The organism is Staphylococcus sp. HMSC13A10 (assembly GCF_001808005.1).
Taxonomy (GTDB): domain Bacteria; phylum Bacillota; class Bacilli; order Staphylococcales; family Staphylococcaceae; genus Staphylococcus; species Staphylococcus pasteuri.
The window spans coordinates 42,676-59,326 of sequence record NZ_KV791851.1 but is presented as its reverse complement, the minus strand read 5'-3'; the positions used below and the strand labels follow the sequence as shown (position 1 = coordinate 59,326).

The 16,651-nt window shown below is 28.9% G+C and carries 20 protein-coding genes; 8 read left to right on the top strand and 12 right to left on the bottom strand.

Going from position 1 to position 16,651, the window contains the following annotated elements; all coding sequences use genetic code 11:
- The first annotated feature begins 55 nt into the window (after positions 1 to 55).
- Positions 56 to 1,123, top strand: a complete 1,068-nt coding sequence (locus HMPREF3125_RS04160) for a nitric oxide synthase oxygenase (RefSeq protein WP_070452140.1) — start codon at positions 56 to 58, stop codon at positions 1,121 to 1,123.
- Positions 1,124 to 1,141: 18 nt separating this feature from the next.
- Positions 1,142 to 1,948, top strand: coding sequence for a prephenate dehydratase (locus HMPREF3125_RS04155; protein ID WP_046467421.1), 807 nt, complete (start codon positions 1,142 to 1,144; stop codon positions 1,946 to 1,948).
- Positions 1,949 to 2,007: 59 nt separating this feature from the next.
- On the opposite strand, the gene HMPREF3125_RS04150 is transcribed toward HMPREF3125_RS04155, so the two are convergent.
- A complete protein-coding gene (locus tag HMPREF3125_RS04150; protein WP_070452137.1) occupies positions 2,008 to 3,102 on the bottom strand; it encodes a glycosyl hydrolase family 28-related protein in 1,095 nt (364 codons plus the stop codon).
- Positions 3,103 to 3,280: 178 nt separating this feature from the next.
- On the opposite strand from HMPREF3125_RS04150, the gene HMPREF3125_RS04145 reads away from it, so the two are divergent.
- The 3 genes from HMPREF3125_RS04145 (at position 3,281) to HMPREF3125_RS04135 (ending at position 6,402) form a co-directional block, all read left to right on the top strand.
- On the top strand, positions 3,281 to 3,835 hold the full coding sequence (locus HMPREF3125_RS04145) for a cysteine hydrolase family protein (protein WP_017637884.1): 555 nt from the start codon (positions 3,281 to 3,283) through the stop codon (positions 3,833 to 3,835).
- 70 nt (positions 3,836 to 3,905) lie between these two features.
- Entirely contained in the window at positions 3,906 to 4,835 is a 930-nt protein-coding gene (locus HMPREF3125_RS04140) for a manganese-dependent inorganic pyrophosphatase (protein ID WP_070452134.1), read from the top strand.
- A gap of 187 nt (positions 4,836 to 5,022) precedes the next feature.
- The gene (locus tag HMPREF3125_RS04135) at positions 5,023 to 6,402 is read left to right on the top strand and encodes an aldehyde dehydrogenase (protein ID WP_070452131.1); all 1,380 of its coding nucleotides are present in this window, start codon (positions 5,023 to 5,025) and stop codon (positions 6,400 to 6,402) included.
- A gap of 57 nt (positions 6,403 to 6,459) precedes the next feature.
- On the opposite strand, the gene HMPREF3125_RS04130 is transcribed toward HMPREF3125_RS04135, so the two are convergent.
- Positions 6,460 to 7,488 (bottom strand): 6-phosphogluconolactonase, encoded by a 1,029-nt coding sequence (locus HMPREF3125_RS04130; protein ID WP_070452128.1) that lies wholly within the window; start codon positions 7,486 to 7,488, stop codon positions 6,460 to 6,462.
- Between the two features lie 217 nt (positions 7,489 to 7,705).
- Between HMPREF3125_RS04130 and HMPREF3125_RS04125 the strand changes: the two genes are divergently transcribed.
- A complete protein-coding gene (locus tag HMPREF3125_RS04125) occupies positions 7,706 to 8,110 on the top strand; it encodes a YolD-like family protein (protein ID WP_037555615.1) in 405 nt (134 codons plus the stop codon).
- 74 nt (positions 8,111 to 8,184) lie between these two features.
- On the opposite strand, the gene HMPREF3125_RS12645 is transcribed toward HMPREF3125_RS04125, so the two are convergent.
- Entirely contained in the window at positions 8,185 to 8,355 is a 171-nt protein-coding gene (locus tag HMPREF3125_RS12645; RefSeq protein ID WP_017637889.1) for a hypothetical protein, read from the bottom strand.
- A 387-nt stretch (positions 8,356 to 8,742) separates the two neighbouring features.
- On the opposite strand from HMPREF3125_RS12645, the gene HMPREF3125_RS04120 reads away from it, so the two are divergent.
- On the top strand, positions 8,743 to 9,783 hold the full coding sequence (locus tag HMPREF3125_RS04120; RefSeq protein ID WP_070452126.1) for a C45 family autoproteolytic acyltransferase/hydrolase: 1,041 nt from the start codon (positions 8,743 to 8,745) through the stop codon (positions 9,781 to 9,783).
- A gap of 57 nt (positions 9,784 to 9,840) precedes the next feature.
- Here HMPREF3125_RS04120 and HMPREF3125_RS04115 read toward each other — a convergent pair whose 3' ends face one another.
- The 3 genes from HMPREF3125_RS04115 to HMPREF3125_RS04105 form a co-directional block, all read right to left on the bottom strand.
- The gene (locus tag HMPREF3125_RS04115) at positions 9,841 to 10,671 is read right to left on the bottom strand and encodes a DUF4097 family beta strand repeat-containing protein (protein WP_252458150.1); all 831 of its coding nucleotides are present in this window, start codon (positions 10,669 to 10,671) and stop codon (positions 9,841 to 9,843) included.
- 8 nt (positions 10,672 to 10,679) lie between these two features.
- Positions 10,680 to 11,237: an HAAS signaling domain-containing protein gene (locus tag HMPREF3125_RS04110; protein WP_070452120.1), complete on the bottom strand. Its 558-nt coding sequence runs from the start codon at positions 11,235 to 11,237 to the stop codon at positions 10,680 to 10,682.
- A gap of 63 nt (positions 11,238 to 11,300) precedes the next feature.
- Positions 11,301 to 11,786, bottom strand: a complete 486-nt coding sequence (locus tag HMPREF3125_RS04105; protein WP_029056030.1) for a hypothetical protein — start codon at positions 11,784 to 11,786, stop codon at positions 11,301 to 11,303.
- A gap of 166 nt (positions 11,787 to 11,952) precedes the next feature.
- Here HMPREF3125_RS04105 and HMPREF3125_RS04100 point away from each other — a divergent pair, with 166 nt between their 5' ends.
- On the top strand, positions 11,953 to 12,516 hold the full coding sequence (locus HMPREF3125_RS04100; RefSeq protein WP_070452117.1) for a thioredoxin family protein: 564 nt from the start codon (positions 11,953 to 11,955) through the stop codon (positions 12,514 to 12,516).
- 128 nt (positions 12,517 to 12,644) lie between these two features.
- Here the strand turns inward: HMPREF3125_RS04100 and HMPREF3125_RS04095 are convergent, their stop codons facing one another.
- The 6 genes from HMPREF3125_RS04095 to HMPREF3125_RS12640 form a co-directional block, all read right to left on the bottom strand.
- Entirely contained in the window at positions 12,645 to 13,379 is a 735-nt protein-coding gene (locus HMPREF3125_RS04095; RefSeq protein ID WP_046467413.1) for a phenol-soluble modulin export ABC transporter permease subunit PmtD, read from the bottom strand.
- A complete protein-coding gene (pmtC, locus tag HMPREF3125_RS04090; RefSeq protein WP_029056033.1) occupies positions 13,379 to 14,251 on the bottom strand; it encodes a phenol-soluble modulin export ABC transporter ATP-binding protein PmtC in 873 nt (290 codons plus the stop codon). The genes HMPREF3125_RS04095 and pmtC overlap by 1 nt, the downstream gene beginning before the upstream one ends.
- Positions 14,252 to 14,263: 12 nt before the next feature.
- Entirely contained in the window at positions 14,264 to 14,935 is a 672-nt protein-coding gene (locus HMPREF3125_RS04085) for a phenol-soluble modulin export ABC transporter permease subunit PmtB (RefSeq protein WP_070452113.1), read from the bottom strand.
- Positions 14,932 to 15,831: a phenol-soluble modulin export ABC transporter ATP-binding protein PmtA gene (locus tag HMPREF3125_RS04080; protein WP_070452110.1), complete on the bottom strand. Its 900-nt coding sequence runs from the start codon at positions 15,829 to 15,831 to the stop codon at positions 14,932 to 14,934. Before HMPREF3125_RS04080 ends, HMPREF3125_RS04085 begins: the two co-directional genes overlap by 4 nt.
- 2 nt (positions 15,832 to 15,833) lie before the next feature.
- The gene (locus tag HMPREF3125_RS04075) at positions 15,834 to 16,208 is read right to left on the bottom strand and encodes a PSM export ABC transporter transcriptional regulator PmtR (protein ID WP_017638084.1); all 375 of its coding nucleotides are present in this window, start codon (positions 16,206 to 16,208) and stop codon (positions 15,834 to 15,836) included.
- A gap of 194 nt (positions 16,209 to 16,402) precedes the next feature.
- Positions 16,403 to 16,576 carry an SE1626 family protein gene (locus tag HMPREF3125_RS12640; protein WP_029056035.1) on the bottom strand — a complete coding sequence of 58 codons (174 nt, stop codon included), beginning with the start codon at positions 16,574 to 16,576 and terminating at the stop codon, positions 16,403 to 16,405.
- Between the last annotated feature and the right edge of the window lie 75 nt (positions 16,577 to 16,651).

The following is a 16,651-nucleotide window of genomic DNA, read 5'->3' as shown; positions in this document are numbered from 1 at the left end:
TTTATTGAATGTGCATTTTCTATCTGTAGATTATAATACTTATGAGGTGTTTCAAATGTTAATAGACAAAGCAACGACATTTATTAAAACAATGTATTCAGAACTCAATTATTCTCAAGAAGATATCGACAAACGAATCAATGAAGTGACAGAAAGCATTCAACAAACTGGAACATATAGACATACTACAGATGAGTTAATTTATGGTGCTAAGATGGCTTGGAGAAATTCGAACAGATGTATTGGCAGATTATTTTGGGAATCACTTAATGTTAACGACGCAAGAGATATTACCGAAGAAAGTAATTTTATTGATTCTATATGTAATCATATTGAAAAAAGTACTAATGGCGGAAAAATTAAACCTTACATCACTATTTTCCATCCAGACCATCCGCCCAAAATTTATAACAATCAGTTAATTCGCTATGCAGGTTATGAAGAAAAAGGAGATCCATCAGAACGTGAAATCACTCAACTTGCACAACGTTTAGGATGGCAAGGTGATGGTGGAGATTTCGACGTTTTACCACTAATTTATCAAATTGGTGAAGGTCCAATTAAATACTTTGAATATCCAAAATCTTTGATTAAAGAAGTGCCTATTGAACATGAAAATTATCCAAAATTAAAAGAATTGAATTTAAAATGGTATGCTGTCCCTATCATTTCAAATATGGACTTACAAATTGGTGGAATAACTTACCCTACAGCACCATTTAATGGTTGGTATATGGTTACTGAAATTGGGGTTAGGAATTTTACTGATAGTTATAGATACAATTTGTTAGAAAAGGTTTCAGAAGCGTTCGAGTTTGATACACTTAAAAATAATTCTTTTAATAAGGACAGAGCACTACTGGAACTCAATTACGCGGTCTACCATTCTTTTAAAGCACATGGCGTGTCAATCGTGGATCATTTAACTGCTTCTAAACAATTTGAAATGTTTGAAAAAAATGAAGAAAAACATCAACGACAAGTTACAGGAAAATGGTCTTGGCTTGCACCACCGATTTCACCTACGCTTACAAAAAATTATCATCATGGCTTTGATAATACGATGCGAGACCCTAACTTTTTCTATAAAAAATCGAATGAGACGAAGTGCCCTTTCCATTAAATCATTCGAGGTGAAGGTATGAAGATATATTATTTAGGTCCGAAAGGTACATTTTCGTATTTGGCTTCTCAAAAATATGTTGAACAATTGAAATTGCAAAATATCGATTTTGTACCAAAAGCTAATTTATATGAGGTTATTAAATGTGCATCACAGGATGACGATACTATTGGTTTAGTACCTATTGAAAATTCTATAGAAGGAACCATTAATATCGTAGCTGATTCACTAGCTAAACAAGACGTTTATGCACACGGTGAACTCCTTTTAGATATTGATTTTGCGTTATATGGACAATCAGGTAGCCAAATTGAAGATATTAAAAAAGTCTATTCTATAGCACCCGCTATAAGTCAGACATCAAATTATATTATGAATCATCACTTTGATTACGATTATGTAGATAGTACTGTAAAAGGATTTGAAATGATTAGTAAACATGTAGGTGCTATAGCACCTGTCAATAGTGGTGAAGATTATGGTTTTCAACAATTAGATACACATATACAAGACTTTCCACATAATGCGACACGTTTCTTAATTATTAAAAACCATGCCCAATTTGATGTAAATGCAAATACTACTATGTTTTTAATTACTCCGAAGTTTGATAAACCTGGATTACTAGCTAGTATATTAAATACCTTTGCTTTATTTAATATTAATTTATCTTGGATTGAATCACGCCCGCTTAAAACCAAGCTAGGTCAATATCATTTTTTTGTACAAGCAGAGGCCCAATTATCTAATGATATTGAAAAAGTAATAACTATCTTAAATACATTAGATTTTGAAACAAAACTAATCGGTGCATTTAGGAAATAATTATATGTAAATAGTGCTATTTTCATTTTAGTATTCTAATGAAAATAGCACTTTTATTTTTATTTAATATTTTCAACATTCTCTTTTTCGATAGTAACTAAATGATCATCTTGATTTAAAGTGAGATGATTAATGTCTTCAAGATGTATCTTCTGTGTTTTATCATGAAATGTGTTACCAGCAATAAATACATTATTATGTTTTATATTGTTATAGCTTCTAATATGAATAGCATCTTTTTTCATTTTCCCTATAAATTCATTACCTATTACATTAAAGTTTGTACCCGCTTGTGCACCCATATCTTGACCTGTGAATGCATCAGCAGCATTCTTGCCATCCTTTACTCCTAAAAAGCGTATACCCCCATTACAATTTTTAAACTGATTTTTAGAAATAAATGTATTTTGTGATTTTAATGGAGTTAACGCGTATTCTTGAATACTATCGAAAATATTATTTCGAATGTGAATGTTTTCGTAAAAGCAATTATATCTAGATGCATGTGAACCAATAGCTCTATTCCAAGATTTCATTTTAACATCATCTGAAGGACCAAAATAACAATTTTCTATAACTGCATTTTTAGTAATTGTCCCATCAGTTGTACCAAATTTTGGAAAAGCACCTGGTACTTGAATATCTAATTGGACTGCTTCTGAGAAGAAACGGTCACCATCAACATCTAAGAATCCTTCAAATGAACAATTCGCTATTCGTAGTCCATTTATACCACACGCATCAATTGCATGACCTCCAACAACATTTTTAAGTGTAACACCAATAAATTGTATATCTTCTGCATGACCAACACACACCGCAGTATTATTATAAGGATACTGACTCCCATTCATATCAAATGTTCCACCTTTAATATGTATGTGACTATTACCAGTGTATCCACGATAGAAAATATACGGTTTCCCATTTTTCAAAAGCGCGTCTTTACTACATCTCAATAATTTTGTTTCATCATCTAATAGTAATGTTGTTGAATCATATATCACTAATGCTTTACCTATATGGTAAGTCCCTTGTGGTATATAAACTGTATGTTCACCATTTTTAGCTTTATTAAGTGCACGCTGTATTGCTTTTGTATCTTTCGCTTTATTATGACCTTCTGCGCCAAAGTCTTTCGCATTTATGAACATGCAATATCTCCTTCGATTAATAATTAATTGTAGTGTTCTTAATAAATATATATACTATGATTAATCTTATAAAACATTTTTAGACCAATTAGATGAATATTTTAATTAACTTAACCAAATTAAATGACTTTTATATCGAAATAGCTTGATATGCTTGATTTAGAGAGGATGTTATAAAATGACTAAAACAGCATTAATTATAGTAGATTATTCAGTAGACTTTATAGCTGACGATGGAAAATTAACTTGTGGCGTACCTGGACAAAAATTAGAAAACTTTCTCGTAAACCGTATAAATCAATTTAATGAAAACCGTGACGATATCTTTTTTATGATGGATTTACATTATGAGAATGATGATTTTCACCCTGAATCAAAATTATTTCCACCCCATAATATTGAAGGATCGGTAGGACGACAACTTTATGGTGAGGTCGGTAAACTTTATGAATCTATTAAGACTCAAAACAATGTTCATTTTTTAGACAAAACACGATATGATTCATTTTATGGTACACCTTTAGATAGTTTACTCCGCGAAAGAAATGTTAATAAAGTTGAAATCGTTGGTGTTTGTACTGATATATGTGTATTACATACGGCTATATCAGCTTATAATTTAGGGTATGCTATTCGCGTACCTAGTAAAGGCGTAGCATCATTCAACCAGTCAGGTCATCAATGGGCTTTATCACATTTTGAAAACTCATTGGGCGCAGAGGTAGAAGAATGAGCTAAAGTCATGCTAAAATAACTATATATAATATTAATAAATTAACAATGAATAAGGGAGATATTTATCAATGGCAAATACTTACATTTTTGGACACAAAAACCCAGATACAGATGCAATTTCTTCAGCAATTATTATGGCTGATTTCGAACAACAAACTGGTAATACTAATGCTAAAGCTTACCGTTTAGGTGAAGTTGGTGCTGAAACACAATTTGCTTTAGATCATTTTAACGTTAAAGCACCAGAATTATTAGAAGACAATTTAGATGGCCAAGAAGTAATTTTAGTTGACCATAACGAATTCCAACAAAGTGCTGACTCTATTGCTGATTCAACAATTAAGCATGTTGTTGACCATCATAGAATCGCTAACTTTGAAACAGCTAGTCCTTTATATTACAGAGCTGAGCCTGTTGGTTGTACAGCAACAATCCTTTACAAAATGTATAAAGAACGTGGATTTGAAATCAAACCTGAAATCGCTGGTCTAATGATTTCAGCAATTATTTCAGACAGCTTATTATTCAAATCTCCTACTTGTACTGAGGAAGAAGTAAATGCTGCTCAAGCTTTAAAAGACATCGCAAATGTTGATTTAGATGCATATGGTTTAGAAATGCTAAAAGCTGGTGCTTCTACTACAGATAAATCAGCAGATGAATTATTAGATATGGATGCTAAATCATTCACTATGGGAGATTATGTAACACGTATTGCTCAAGTTAATACAGTTGATATCGACGAAGTTTTAAACCGTAAAGAAGAATTAGAAAAATCTATGCTTGAAACAAGTGCTGAAGAAAAATATGACTTATTCGTTTTAGTAGTAACTGATATCATTAACAGTGATTCTAAAATCTTAGTTGTAGGTGCTGAAAAAGACAAAGTTGGAGAAGCATTTAATGTTCAATTAGAAGATGATATGGCGTTCTTAACTGGTGTCGTTTCTCGTAAGAAACAAGTTGTACCACAAATTACTGAAGCATTAACAAAATAATTAGATGATAAATTCAAAAAATAGTTCATCGTTTTTACTGAGGCATTTAACAATGCTTCAGTTTTTTTATTTTTCGTTCATTAAATGCGAAATTATTTTTGCTAAATTAGGGTATAGATATGTTATGAATCTATTTGGGAGATGTAAAAAATCTTGATTATTCTAAATATTAAGGAGGTTTATCTGTTTGAATTCAATTGAGCAATTATTTAACAATAGTAAACAGTATTTCAGTACACATCAAACTAAAGATATTAAATTTAGAAAGCACCAATTAAAAATGCTAAGTAAAAGTATTAAGCATTATGAAAATGATTTACTTGAAGCCTTACATACCGATTTAGGTAAAAGTAACGTCGAAGCTTATGCTACTGAAATTGGGATTTTATTAAAAAGTATTAAATTAGCACGTAAAGAACTTAAAAATTGGTCTAAAACTAAACAAGTAGATACACCGTTATATCTTTTCCCTACTAAAAGTTATATTAAAAAAGATCCATTTGGGACTGTACTAATTATTGGTCCGTTTAACTACCCTGTTCAATTAACTTTTGAACCTTTAATAGGCGCCATTGCTGCAGGTAATACTACAATTATTAAACCATCTGAGCTTACACCAAATGTATCTTCAGTTATTCGTAAAATTATCGAAAACACTTTTAAACCTGAATATATTGCAGTTGTTGAAGGTGGAATTGAAGAAACAAACGATTTAATCCATTTACCTTTTGACTACATGTTTTTCACTGGTAGTGAAAAAGTTGGAAAAATCGTTTATCAAGCTGCTAGCGAAAATCTTGTACCGGTTACACTTGAACTCGGTGGTAAATCCCCTGTCATTATAGATGAAACAGCTAATTTAAAAGTAGCTAGCGAAAGAATTGCTTTTGGTAAGTTTACGAATGCAGGCCAAACTTGTGTTGCTCCTGATTACATTTTGGTAGATAAAAAAGTAAAAGATGATTTTATTAAATCATTGAAACAAACAATTACAGAATTTTATGGTTCGCATATTCAAAACAGTCCAGATTTTGGAAGAATCGTAAATAATAAACACTTTAATCGTTTAAATGATTTACTTACACAGCATCAAAATAATGTCGTGTTTGGTGGTCATAGTGATGAATCTGACTTATATATTGAACCAACTATTATAGATGATGTTGAGACTTCTAATTTAATTATGCAAGAAGAAATATTTGGTCCATTACTACCTATCATTAGTTATGAACAATTTGATGAAGCATTTTCTATAATTCAAGCACGATCTAAACCATTAAGTCTTTATTTATTTAGCGAAGACGAAAACTCCACTCATCGTGTGCTTAATGAGCTTTCATTTGGTGGTGGTGCAATTAATGATACATTAATGCATTTAGCTAATCCAAATTTACCATTTGGTGGTGTTGGTCTATCTGGTATGGGTCAATATCATGGAAAATATTCATTTGATACATTTTCCCATGATAAATCTTATACTTTTAAATCAACACGCCTAGAATCAAGTCTATACTTCCCACCTTATAAAGGAAAACTCAAGTATATTAAAGCCTTTTTCAAAAATTAATATTTATGTATAAAGAATCCCTCAAGTTATGGCAACTTGAGGGATTCAATCTTATAGTTAAAAGATAACGCAAACACCTTCTGGCGCATTTGTTGCCTCATCTATTAAAGTTAATGTTCCTTTATTTTTATCTCTTTCAAATACAGTTACTTTAGATTGACCTTCTTGATGCGCGCAAATTAAATATTGATCTGATTCAGTAATATTGAAATCACGTGGAAACTCATCGCCACTTAATACAATATTGACAAGTTCAAGTTTAGCCCCATTTTCTAATACTTTATAAATCGCAATACTATCATGGCCACGATTGCTTACATATAAAAATTGTTGATCATGTGATAAATGAACCGCTGCTAATTTTGTGGCACCTTTATAATCTTCAGGAATCGTTAAATGACGTTCCAATTCTTCAAAATGACCATCATTATATTTTGTCACACTTACGATATTTGATAATTCATGTACGACATATGCATAATTTCCGTTTTCATGAAAAGCAATATGTCGAGTTCCATCAGCTGGGGTAAACTGAGAAATAGCATGTTCTTTTAGACCATTATCTCCATAAGTATATGCCACAATGCGATCTGTACCCAGGTCTGTTCCAACTACATATTTACCATCTGGTGTTTCATTAAAAAAATGAACATGTGCATGATCCTGTCTTTCATGTGGTCCAAGTGGAAAATCATGTTCTAATTCTTGAATCAATTTTTCTATTTCTCCTGTAGTAGGGTTTAATTTATATATTCTTGCTAATCCTGCACCATAAACCGCTTCAAATAGAAATGCACCATTTGTCGATACTTGTATATAACAACCTGTTCCATTTTGTGAAGCTAAGCATTTATTTATTAATGTTAATTGACCATCATTTCCAATTTTAAAACTTGCGACACCACAATTATCGCCTTCTTTTGTTATCGCATATAAAAATTGATCGTTTCTTGTTAAATAAGTAGATGCCTCTATTTGATTTGCTGTTTCTACTTGTGTCATTTGGCCTTGTTGTTCATCGAAATCAAATTGATAAATACCTTGTCCATTGTTTTTAGTATATGAACCGATATAACCTTTTGTCATTTTAAAACGCCTCCATTTCACTTATCTCTATTCTATTAAATTTAGACGTCTAAAGACAAACTTTTAAGTACAAATTACGACATAAAAATATGTGAGGCTTAATTTAAATTGATTCGAATGTGTTGAGAGACTATTTTTGATGGAATAGGAAATTAAATCTTGCAAAATAGAACGTAAGTTCGTATAATGTAATTATAAATATCGAGGTGATTGAAAGATGATTAATGATTTAAATAATAGTCAATTGGATTATCGAAATATACCACGTAACAAATTAGATAGAGATATTCCTAAGGGACGTGGCATGGTTAAATGGGCACCATTTGCTACACTACCAGAGCAATTTGAAACAATATATCAATATATTATTGACCAAAATAAAATTGAACGCCCCATACTTTCAGAAGACCAATTATCTGAATTGAATTTTCGTTTACATCAATCCCTTCAATTAAACCAACCTGTTATCGTTAAATATTATGACGCTGGTTACTTTAAATCAATCGAACTTAATATTGAGCGTATTGATGCCATTACTTTTGAAGTTGAAGGCTATCAATCACATTCTTCTGAGAAATATAAACTCTCTATATTAGATATTATAGCTATTTCCCCTTCTTAAAAACTATTTTAAGGTAAATAAAAAAGCCACTGATGACTATCTCATCAGTGACTCTTAATTAATTTGAAGTCAAATTAATTGTTATTTTCGATATCTGAAACGATTTCTTTAGTTTTTCTTTCGATATCTTCAAAGTCTTTTTTGAAAATATAAGCAAATGCAACTACACCTACACCTGCAACAACTGTAGTAATAGCTACTAAACTAAATACAAATTTAAATAAACCTTTAATAAAGTTCCACATTAAAATTCACCTCTATATTTGATATGCATATCTACAATACCATATGATAGCATATTTATCGTAATCAATAAATACATACCCTTTGTACTGATAATATAAGCTTCATTTCATCAAATTTATGATAGTATAGACATATAAAAAAACGACTGATTTAAAAATCAGTCGTCGATATATAATTAATGAACCTAACTTTTAATCCATTTAACAATCGCAGATTTGGCACGTTGATAAGTTCTATACATTGTATCACTCCTAAATAGATAATTTAAAAAAGTTATCAATAACTAGTTACAATATTATTGTATAGAAATTTACTTAAAATAACAATTAAAGTAATATTAATATTTTATTACAATATGTAAATTTTTCTTAAGGAGCATATTTATAATGCAAAATGTTCAAACCGATATAATGACACATAGAGGATCCCATTATGATTTAGGTGTTCAAACAGGTAACTGGTTAAAACAAACCAAATTATTAAAGAATCGAGAACAAGAATGGAAAAAAAGAATACCTCGATTTGATATAGATATTAATGAAACCCACTCAATCTTTCAAATATATGCGCCAAAAATTTGGGAAGAAATTATGGGAATGCAAGATGTACTAAAATTACCTACACGACAAATGATTTTAAATTTTGCTCATTATCGTTTCACAGATTTAAAGGATAGTGGTTGTACTGTATTTAGAGGACAAGATTTTATTGTTAGAAATTATGATTATCATCCCGCAACATATGATGGTAGATACTTACTATTTCAACCTAATGATGGAGGATTAGCACAAATTGGTCCCACTTCGAGAGTCACTGGTAGAATGGATGGAATGAATGAAGCCGGTTTAGTTATGGCATATAATTTCATGCACCGTAAAAAGCCTGCTAATGGTTTTGTTTGCTATATGATTGGAAGATTAATATTAGAACTTTGTAAGGATGTAGATGGAGCCATTCAACTATTAAAAAATCTTCCACACCGTAGTTCTTTCAGTTACATTTTAATGGATAAAGAATTAAATCATGCAATAGTTGAAGTTACACCAAGAGATATCCAAGTACGATACGATAATATCTGTACAAATCATTATGAAATATTAACACATGAAAACCGAAACTATACTCAAGAATCTAAAGAACGGTTGGCACGTACAGTTAAACAAACTCATGCTCAATTAAATAAACACGAGGCATTTAAACTCTTTAATGATCCACAATATAACATATATAGTAAACTTTTTAGAAGTTGGTCAGGTACTATTCATACTTCTATGTATGAGCCAAAATCCCTAACTGCATGGATGACTTTAGGTGAAAATAAGGCTCCATCTTCAATTAATTTTAATAACTGGTTAAATGGTATGGAATTACAACAAACATCATTTGAAGGAATGATTGATAGCGACTTAACGTTTGCAACACATTAAAAATAAAAAAGTACAAAAGGAAATTTAAAACAATTTCTTTTTGTACTTTTCTCATTATTATTTAATCGTAATATCACCATCAACAGTATAAAATTCTAAAACATTGTTACTTTTCCCTACTTTACTTTCATGGAAGTTTTTATTTTTAATTAATGATTGGCCTTTACTTGGCTGTAACTTCAATAAGGTATCTTGAGGTTTATCTTTATATTTAAAATTGATATTTCCATCTTTAGTAGAAGCTTTTATATCTGTTTTAGATGGCATGTTGCTAAAATTAATATCTCCTTTATTTATTAAGAAAATAGAATTATTAATACTACTATGTCTAGCTTTAATATCACCTGAATCTATATTGATATGCGTGTCTTTAAATTTAGAGTTATTCAAAGAAAAATTTAAATTTTCACCTTTAAATTCAGAATCATCGAATTCACTATTATTAATAATAATTTGACCCAAATTATTATTTAATGATAGCTTTTTTATTTTTAAATTGTCTATAGCTTCTTTACTATTAATAGAATTCAGAGATAAAGTATCAAGTTTTTTATTTGGAACTTCAATTACTAATTGATTGCCATTTTTTCTAAAAGGGTTTATATCAATGGAGTATCCTCTATTAACATTCTTTTTCTCCGTCACTTTTAAATTATTTCTATCCTTTTTAACTGTAACATTACTATCACCATTATATTTAATCTTAAATTGTGAACCTTTTACCAATTTAACATCGGCGTATTCTAATTTTACAGATATATTTTTAAAGTTATATCGAGGATAGTTTTCATTGAATTTCTTTTCTTCATAATGTGGTTTCTCAAAGGCAAACCATGTGATAGATGCACCTATAAAGAAAACAATAAAAATGATAAGACCTGAAAACATTAGCTTTCTCATCTTTGAACGCGTCCTTTAATTGTTTTAATATACCATTTCAAATATTTTAATATAAGTCTATAAATTCCTTCTAAAACCTTAAAAGTTAAGACCATCAATACTAATCCTAAGCCTGTATAAGAAATTGAAAATAAAATATTACTGACTGAATTGTGTATACCTTTTTGAATAGACGATATAAATAAATTTAAAGGCATACAAATTAAAAATACTGAAACTATAAACAAAACTACAAATATCAAACTAATTAAAAATACTGGGATTAGAACTAAAAATATAGATAATAAACCTAAACTTAGTGAGGCTGTAACAGCTCTAATGATGTTATGAAAAGTCGGTTTAACTTCCGCATATTCAATCGCACTACTAGATTTAACTTGTTTAGCTATATCCTCAGGTTCTTTAAGTTCTTTTACTATTTCTGCTTCAGACTTTCCTTTCAATTCTTCTTCATAAAAATAATGTTCATAGTCAAACATTTTTTTATCTTTTTCTTTCTTGGGAAGTTCATCTAGGGATACTTCTAATTCATTTAAAAATGTGATTTTATCCATAGTATTGTCACTCTTTCTGCCAATTTTTCTATATTAGTTGCAATACTAATGTCCAACTATTCTCTACTTACTAAAAAACTCGATACGTTTTACTATATCATCTTTATATAAAATATTTAATTTCATGTGGTTATCGCGGTCTCTGTATGTAATAGATTGATAATTTTTACCTATTTTATTTTTTTGATAATTACTACCTAAGGAATTAATAGCTTGATCAATATGGCTACCAATTTTAACATCAAAGTTAGTAGGAACATCTTTATCTTTAACTAGTACAATTCCTTTTACGATATTTTTCTTTTTATGAACTTTTAACGTTAAATCATTATGTTCTCTATGATTATAGAACGTATAACGATCTACTTTAATATTTTTATTTACCTTATAATTTTTCTTATGAAATTGATCATTTAAATGTATACCATTTATTGAAGTATTTGATAAATCGACAGTTTTTATATTGTTATAAATTGAAATACCAATAAGAAGTAAGATACTTAAAATTAAAAATAGTATCGTAATTACCCAACGATTCTGTATACGCAATGATGGTCACCACTTTCGACTTATTATATTAAATATAGCATAAGGTTTATTTACTTTCATCTTACGTCATACTTTTCATTAAATGAGAGAATTTTTAAAATATTTTAATTTATTTACACTTTAGAAATTGGTATAATGTATAAAATAATTAAAGGAGGTTTTTACGATGACTCGTTTAGAAACATATTTCAAAAAAAGCCAAGACATCGGACCTTATATTGAACAAATGCAAGAAAATAAAGATAATCTAGTTTCTATTTATAATTCTTTTAAGTTACCTGAAGATGATGAGAGATTAGAAAAGTTAAAATCCTCTAATTATTCTAACGTATTAGTAATTACAGAAGATTGGTGTGGCGATGCAATGATGAATCTACCAATACTTAAGCATATCGCCGAAGTTCTAAATTTACATGTAAAAGTATTCCACCGCGATGATGATACTCAACTTATCGATCAATATTTAACAAATGGAAAATCTCGTTCTATACCTATTTTTGTATTTTTAAATGATCAATACGAACAAGAAACAGTTTGGGGTCCACGCGCTAAAGAAGTTCAAGCGTTTGTGACAAACTTACGCGAAGACACATTACCAAGTAAAGAACATCCAGATTATGATGATAAAGTAAAAGAAACACATTTAATTATTTCTAATCGATATAAAACAGACTCATCTTTTTGGAGTGCTGTGTATAATTCAATCATCGATCAAATGCTATATAAATAAATCATATTTAAGATGAAGCTATTTAATTTTAAGTAGCTTCATCTTTTTTAAATTAGTCTCCAATTTAATTTTTAACATGTTTCTTCTACATAAAAAACCGGGACCATATAGCCCCGGATGATAACAATTTATATATCTCGTTTTGCGGCATATAATACATTTGCAATAAATAATACTACAATTGACGCTATAGATATAAACCATTGCCAATGTGAAAATGATATATCTGATGAAGTCATTTTCTCAGTCAAATAAGTGAATGGAATATATTTAAATGACTTATGAATGTCATCACCAATATTTGGAATTAATCCAACAAGTGGTTGGATAAATGGAACAATTAATAATAGGAATATACCTAAAGTAAATATAACAGCTGGTTTCTCAACTGCTAATGTAATTAAGAATAAAAACAAACCAAAGAATAGGAAGAAGATAAGGTAAAACCAAATATTTGTTAAAAAGTTATCTCCATCTATACTTTTACCTTTAGTAGTTGCTTCTATAATAATAATTACTAAATATTGAATTAATGTAAATAAAAATGAAATTAAGATCATAGAAATTGTTTTAGCAATAATATAACCAATTCTACTGCTCATTTTGTTCATGTATAATTGAATTGTACCTTGTGAATAATCTCTAGTGATTGTTTTAATGATAAATAATAAACCAGCGAATAAGAATAACCAATTGGCCATAATAAATACCATCGTATAATTCACTTTATGACCTGGATTATAATTTGCCATCATCGTAGCTTGAAAAACAGTTAAACCTACCACAAGTATAAACGCAATATACGTAAGTGGACTTTTAATAATACTTATTAAATCGTGTTTTACTAATTGTAACGCTCTCATTATTTATCACCTCTTTGATTGATATTAAAGTAAGTATCACGTAATGAGCTTTTACGTGTTTCAATATATTTAGGATAAATATTGAGTTTAGCAAGTGATTGTATTACATCTTTATAGTTACTTTGTGCTTTAATAATAATCTCACCATTATCTTTACTAGATTGTTGAACATGGAATTTTTCTGTCAATATTTCTAATGATTTTCCAAAGTCTTCTTTATCAATCGTAATAATTGTACTATCTTTAGGTCCACCATCTTTCATATTCACATCTTGCACAAATGTGCCATCTCTTAAAAATACTGCTCTATCACAAATCAATTCAATATCTTCTAACTTATGACTAGAAATTAAAATTTTCATCTCTAATTGTTTAACAAGCGATTGAATTGTTTTAAGTACGTCTATAGAACCGTCAGGATCCATACCATTTGTTGGCTCATCTAAAATTAAGTATTTAGGTTTATTCATTAGAGACACTGCAATTGCTAATTTTTGTTTCATTCCCATTGAATATTTTTTAACTTTTTTCTTGATATAAGGTCTCATACCAAAAGCATCTATAATGTGATCAGCATACTTTTTATCGAAACCTTTACCTAATACTTGTGCAAATAATTTTAAATTATATAAACCAGTTTTATTATCATACAATTTAGGGTGTTCTATTAAATAACCTACATTTTCATCATTTGGCAAATTAACTTTACCTTCAAAATTAATAATATTTCCATTCATTACTTTCATTAAAGTTGTTTTACCAACACCATTTTTACCAATTAGCCCTACTATCTGACTATTGCCGAAATCAAAATCGATATGATCAATTACCGTATTGTGTCCATACTTTTTTGTAATTTGTTCTAATTTCATCGTAGACCTCCTTTAATGAGTACGTTTTTTTATTTTATTTATTTGAATGATGTAATTAATAATTAAACCTATGAGACTTAAAACTAAAAATCCATAATTTAAAAAATATGAATAAAAGTATGGAATTTGACTATGGTTTAAAAATATATAATTAATTAAAATGAGTATAACGGATAAAAGAAAAGGTAATACAAACATAATTAAAATAATATATGCTATATAAGATACACGTTCTGTTTTAAATTCAGTACTCTTCCTAAATGCGATTGGAATAGACAAAAAGTTCGCTACAATATAAGCATATGTAGTAGAAAAGTAAATTGAATTTGTCTGTATTGAGTCTGATTCGTAACCATATAAAGTTATGACTACTGCACCAAATAAAGTAAATAATATACATGTAATATAATTTGCATTTAACATATTTTTTCTAGAGACTGGTAAACTAGCAAAAAATAAAAATGCTTTGTCGCCACCTAATCGTCTATGAAATCTAAATAGATGACCTGCATCAAGTAAAGATACAATCATTAAAACTAATCCTATTGGTACTGCAAACATTGACTTTAATAACGGATTAGGTTTCATTAAAAATATATAAATTGGATAAAATAAAATGAGTGCTGTGTATAAAGATAATGTTAAATATCTTAATTTTACATTTCTAATCAAAAGTTGTTTCATTTGATAGCCTCACTTTCTTTAGTAAAGGCATGAGTGGAATTACTTTTATATTTTTCTAAGTAAATCATCAATTCTTCAATGCTAGGATTTTGAATTTCAATTTGACTACCAAACAGTTCTTTAAATATACTAGCATACTGCGTTAATGCTTTATAACCAGTTCTTCTACTTTCTTTATAAATCAATAGGTCTTCTAACTCATTATCAAGGTCCTCATTAAAACCTTTGACTATTTTAAACTGATTAATTAAATCTTCTAAAGAATCATTTAATATGATTTCTCCATCTCGTATATATACTAAATAATCTGCAATTTTTTCTAAATCCGAAATAATATGTGTTGAAATAAAAACTGTTTTTTCTTCATCAATCAGTTCTTGTTGAATAATTTCTAAAACTTCATTTCTAACTATGGGATCTAATCCTGATGTTGGTTCATCTAATACAAATATCTCTGAATGATGACTAAAAGTAATTGCAAGAGACAATTTCATTTTCATACCTGTAGAAAATTGATTGATTTTTTGTTTATATGGTAATTCAAATTTATGTAGATAATGTTGAAATAAATCTTTATCCCATTTTTTATAAAATGGAGATATGATACTTTCTAATTTCTTTATAGACCACTTTTCATTGAAATAAGTCTCAGAATAAACAAAACCTATTTTATTCTTTAAATCAATAGGATTATTTATCATACTATCCCCTAAAATCGAAATACTACCGCTATCACATTGCATTAAATCCATAATTAATCGTATGACTGTTGTTTTCCCTGCACCATTAGCACCAATGAATCCTGTCACAAATCCACGAGGTACTTCAAATGATACGTTTTTAAGTTGAAAATTATGATCCGAGTAATTAACTTTATTCAATTCTATAGCGTTCATAATTATTCCTCCTCATATATTAAAGAAAGAATTTCTTGAAGTTCTTCCAAAGACATTCCAATTGTCTTCGCTTCTTTAGTCATTGATTTAGCTAAATTCTCAATAACGAAGAACTGTTTTTCTTTAAGAATTGAATTATCTTGCTCTTTTACAAATGTGCCTTTACCTCTTATCGTAGTTACAAATCCATCTTTCTCTAAATCTTCATAAGCTCGTTTAGTTGTAATTAAACTCACTTGCAAATCTTTTGCTAACTCACGCATTGAAGGTAAATGTTCACCTGAAGATACGTATCCTTTTAAAATATTCTCTTTAATTTGTTGTTTAATTTGTTCATATATGGGATGTTCACTGGTGTTTTTCAAAATAATTTTCATTGATGTCCCCCTTTTCTTCTGTATATATACAATATACACACTATATACACTTTTGTAAAGGGTAACTATTAAAATGACTGTATAGAGAATTTAACTAGAACATTTAAATGCATAGACAATATATATACACAGTAAAAAAACAGTATGAACATTTTCATACTGTCTAAAATAAATTATTCAATTGACCTAAAATATCATTTCCTATTACGACGATCATTATTTCTACTAATAAATGCACAAATCATAAACATAATGGCTGCAAGTAGAAGTTTTATTCCTGAAGATTCGTTACCTGTAGCTTGTAAGTAATAACCAATAATGAATAATAAGACTGCTAATACTACAAATATTTTAGTCATATGCTTCACTGTACTCACCTCAATAGTATAAATTATATCAAATTTTGTTTTATAGATGTACTCCATTCATATATTATATTGATT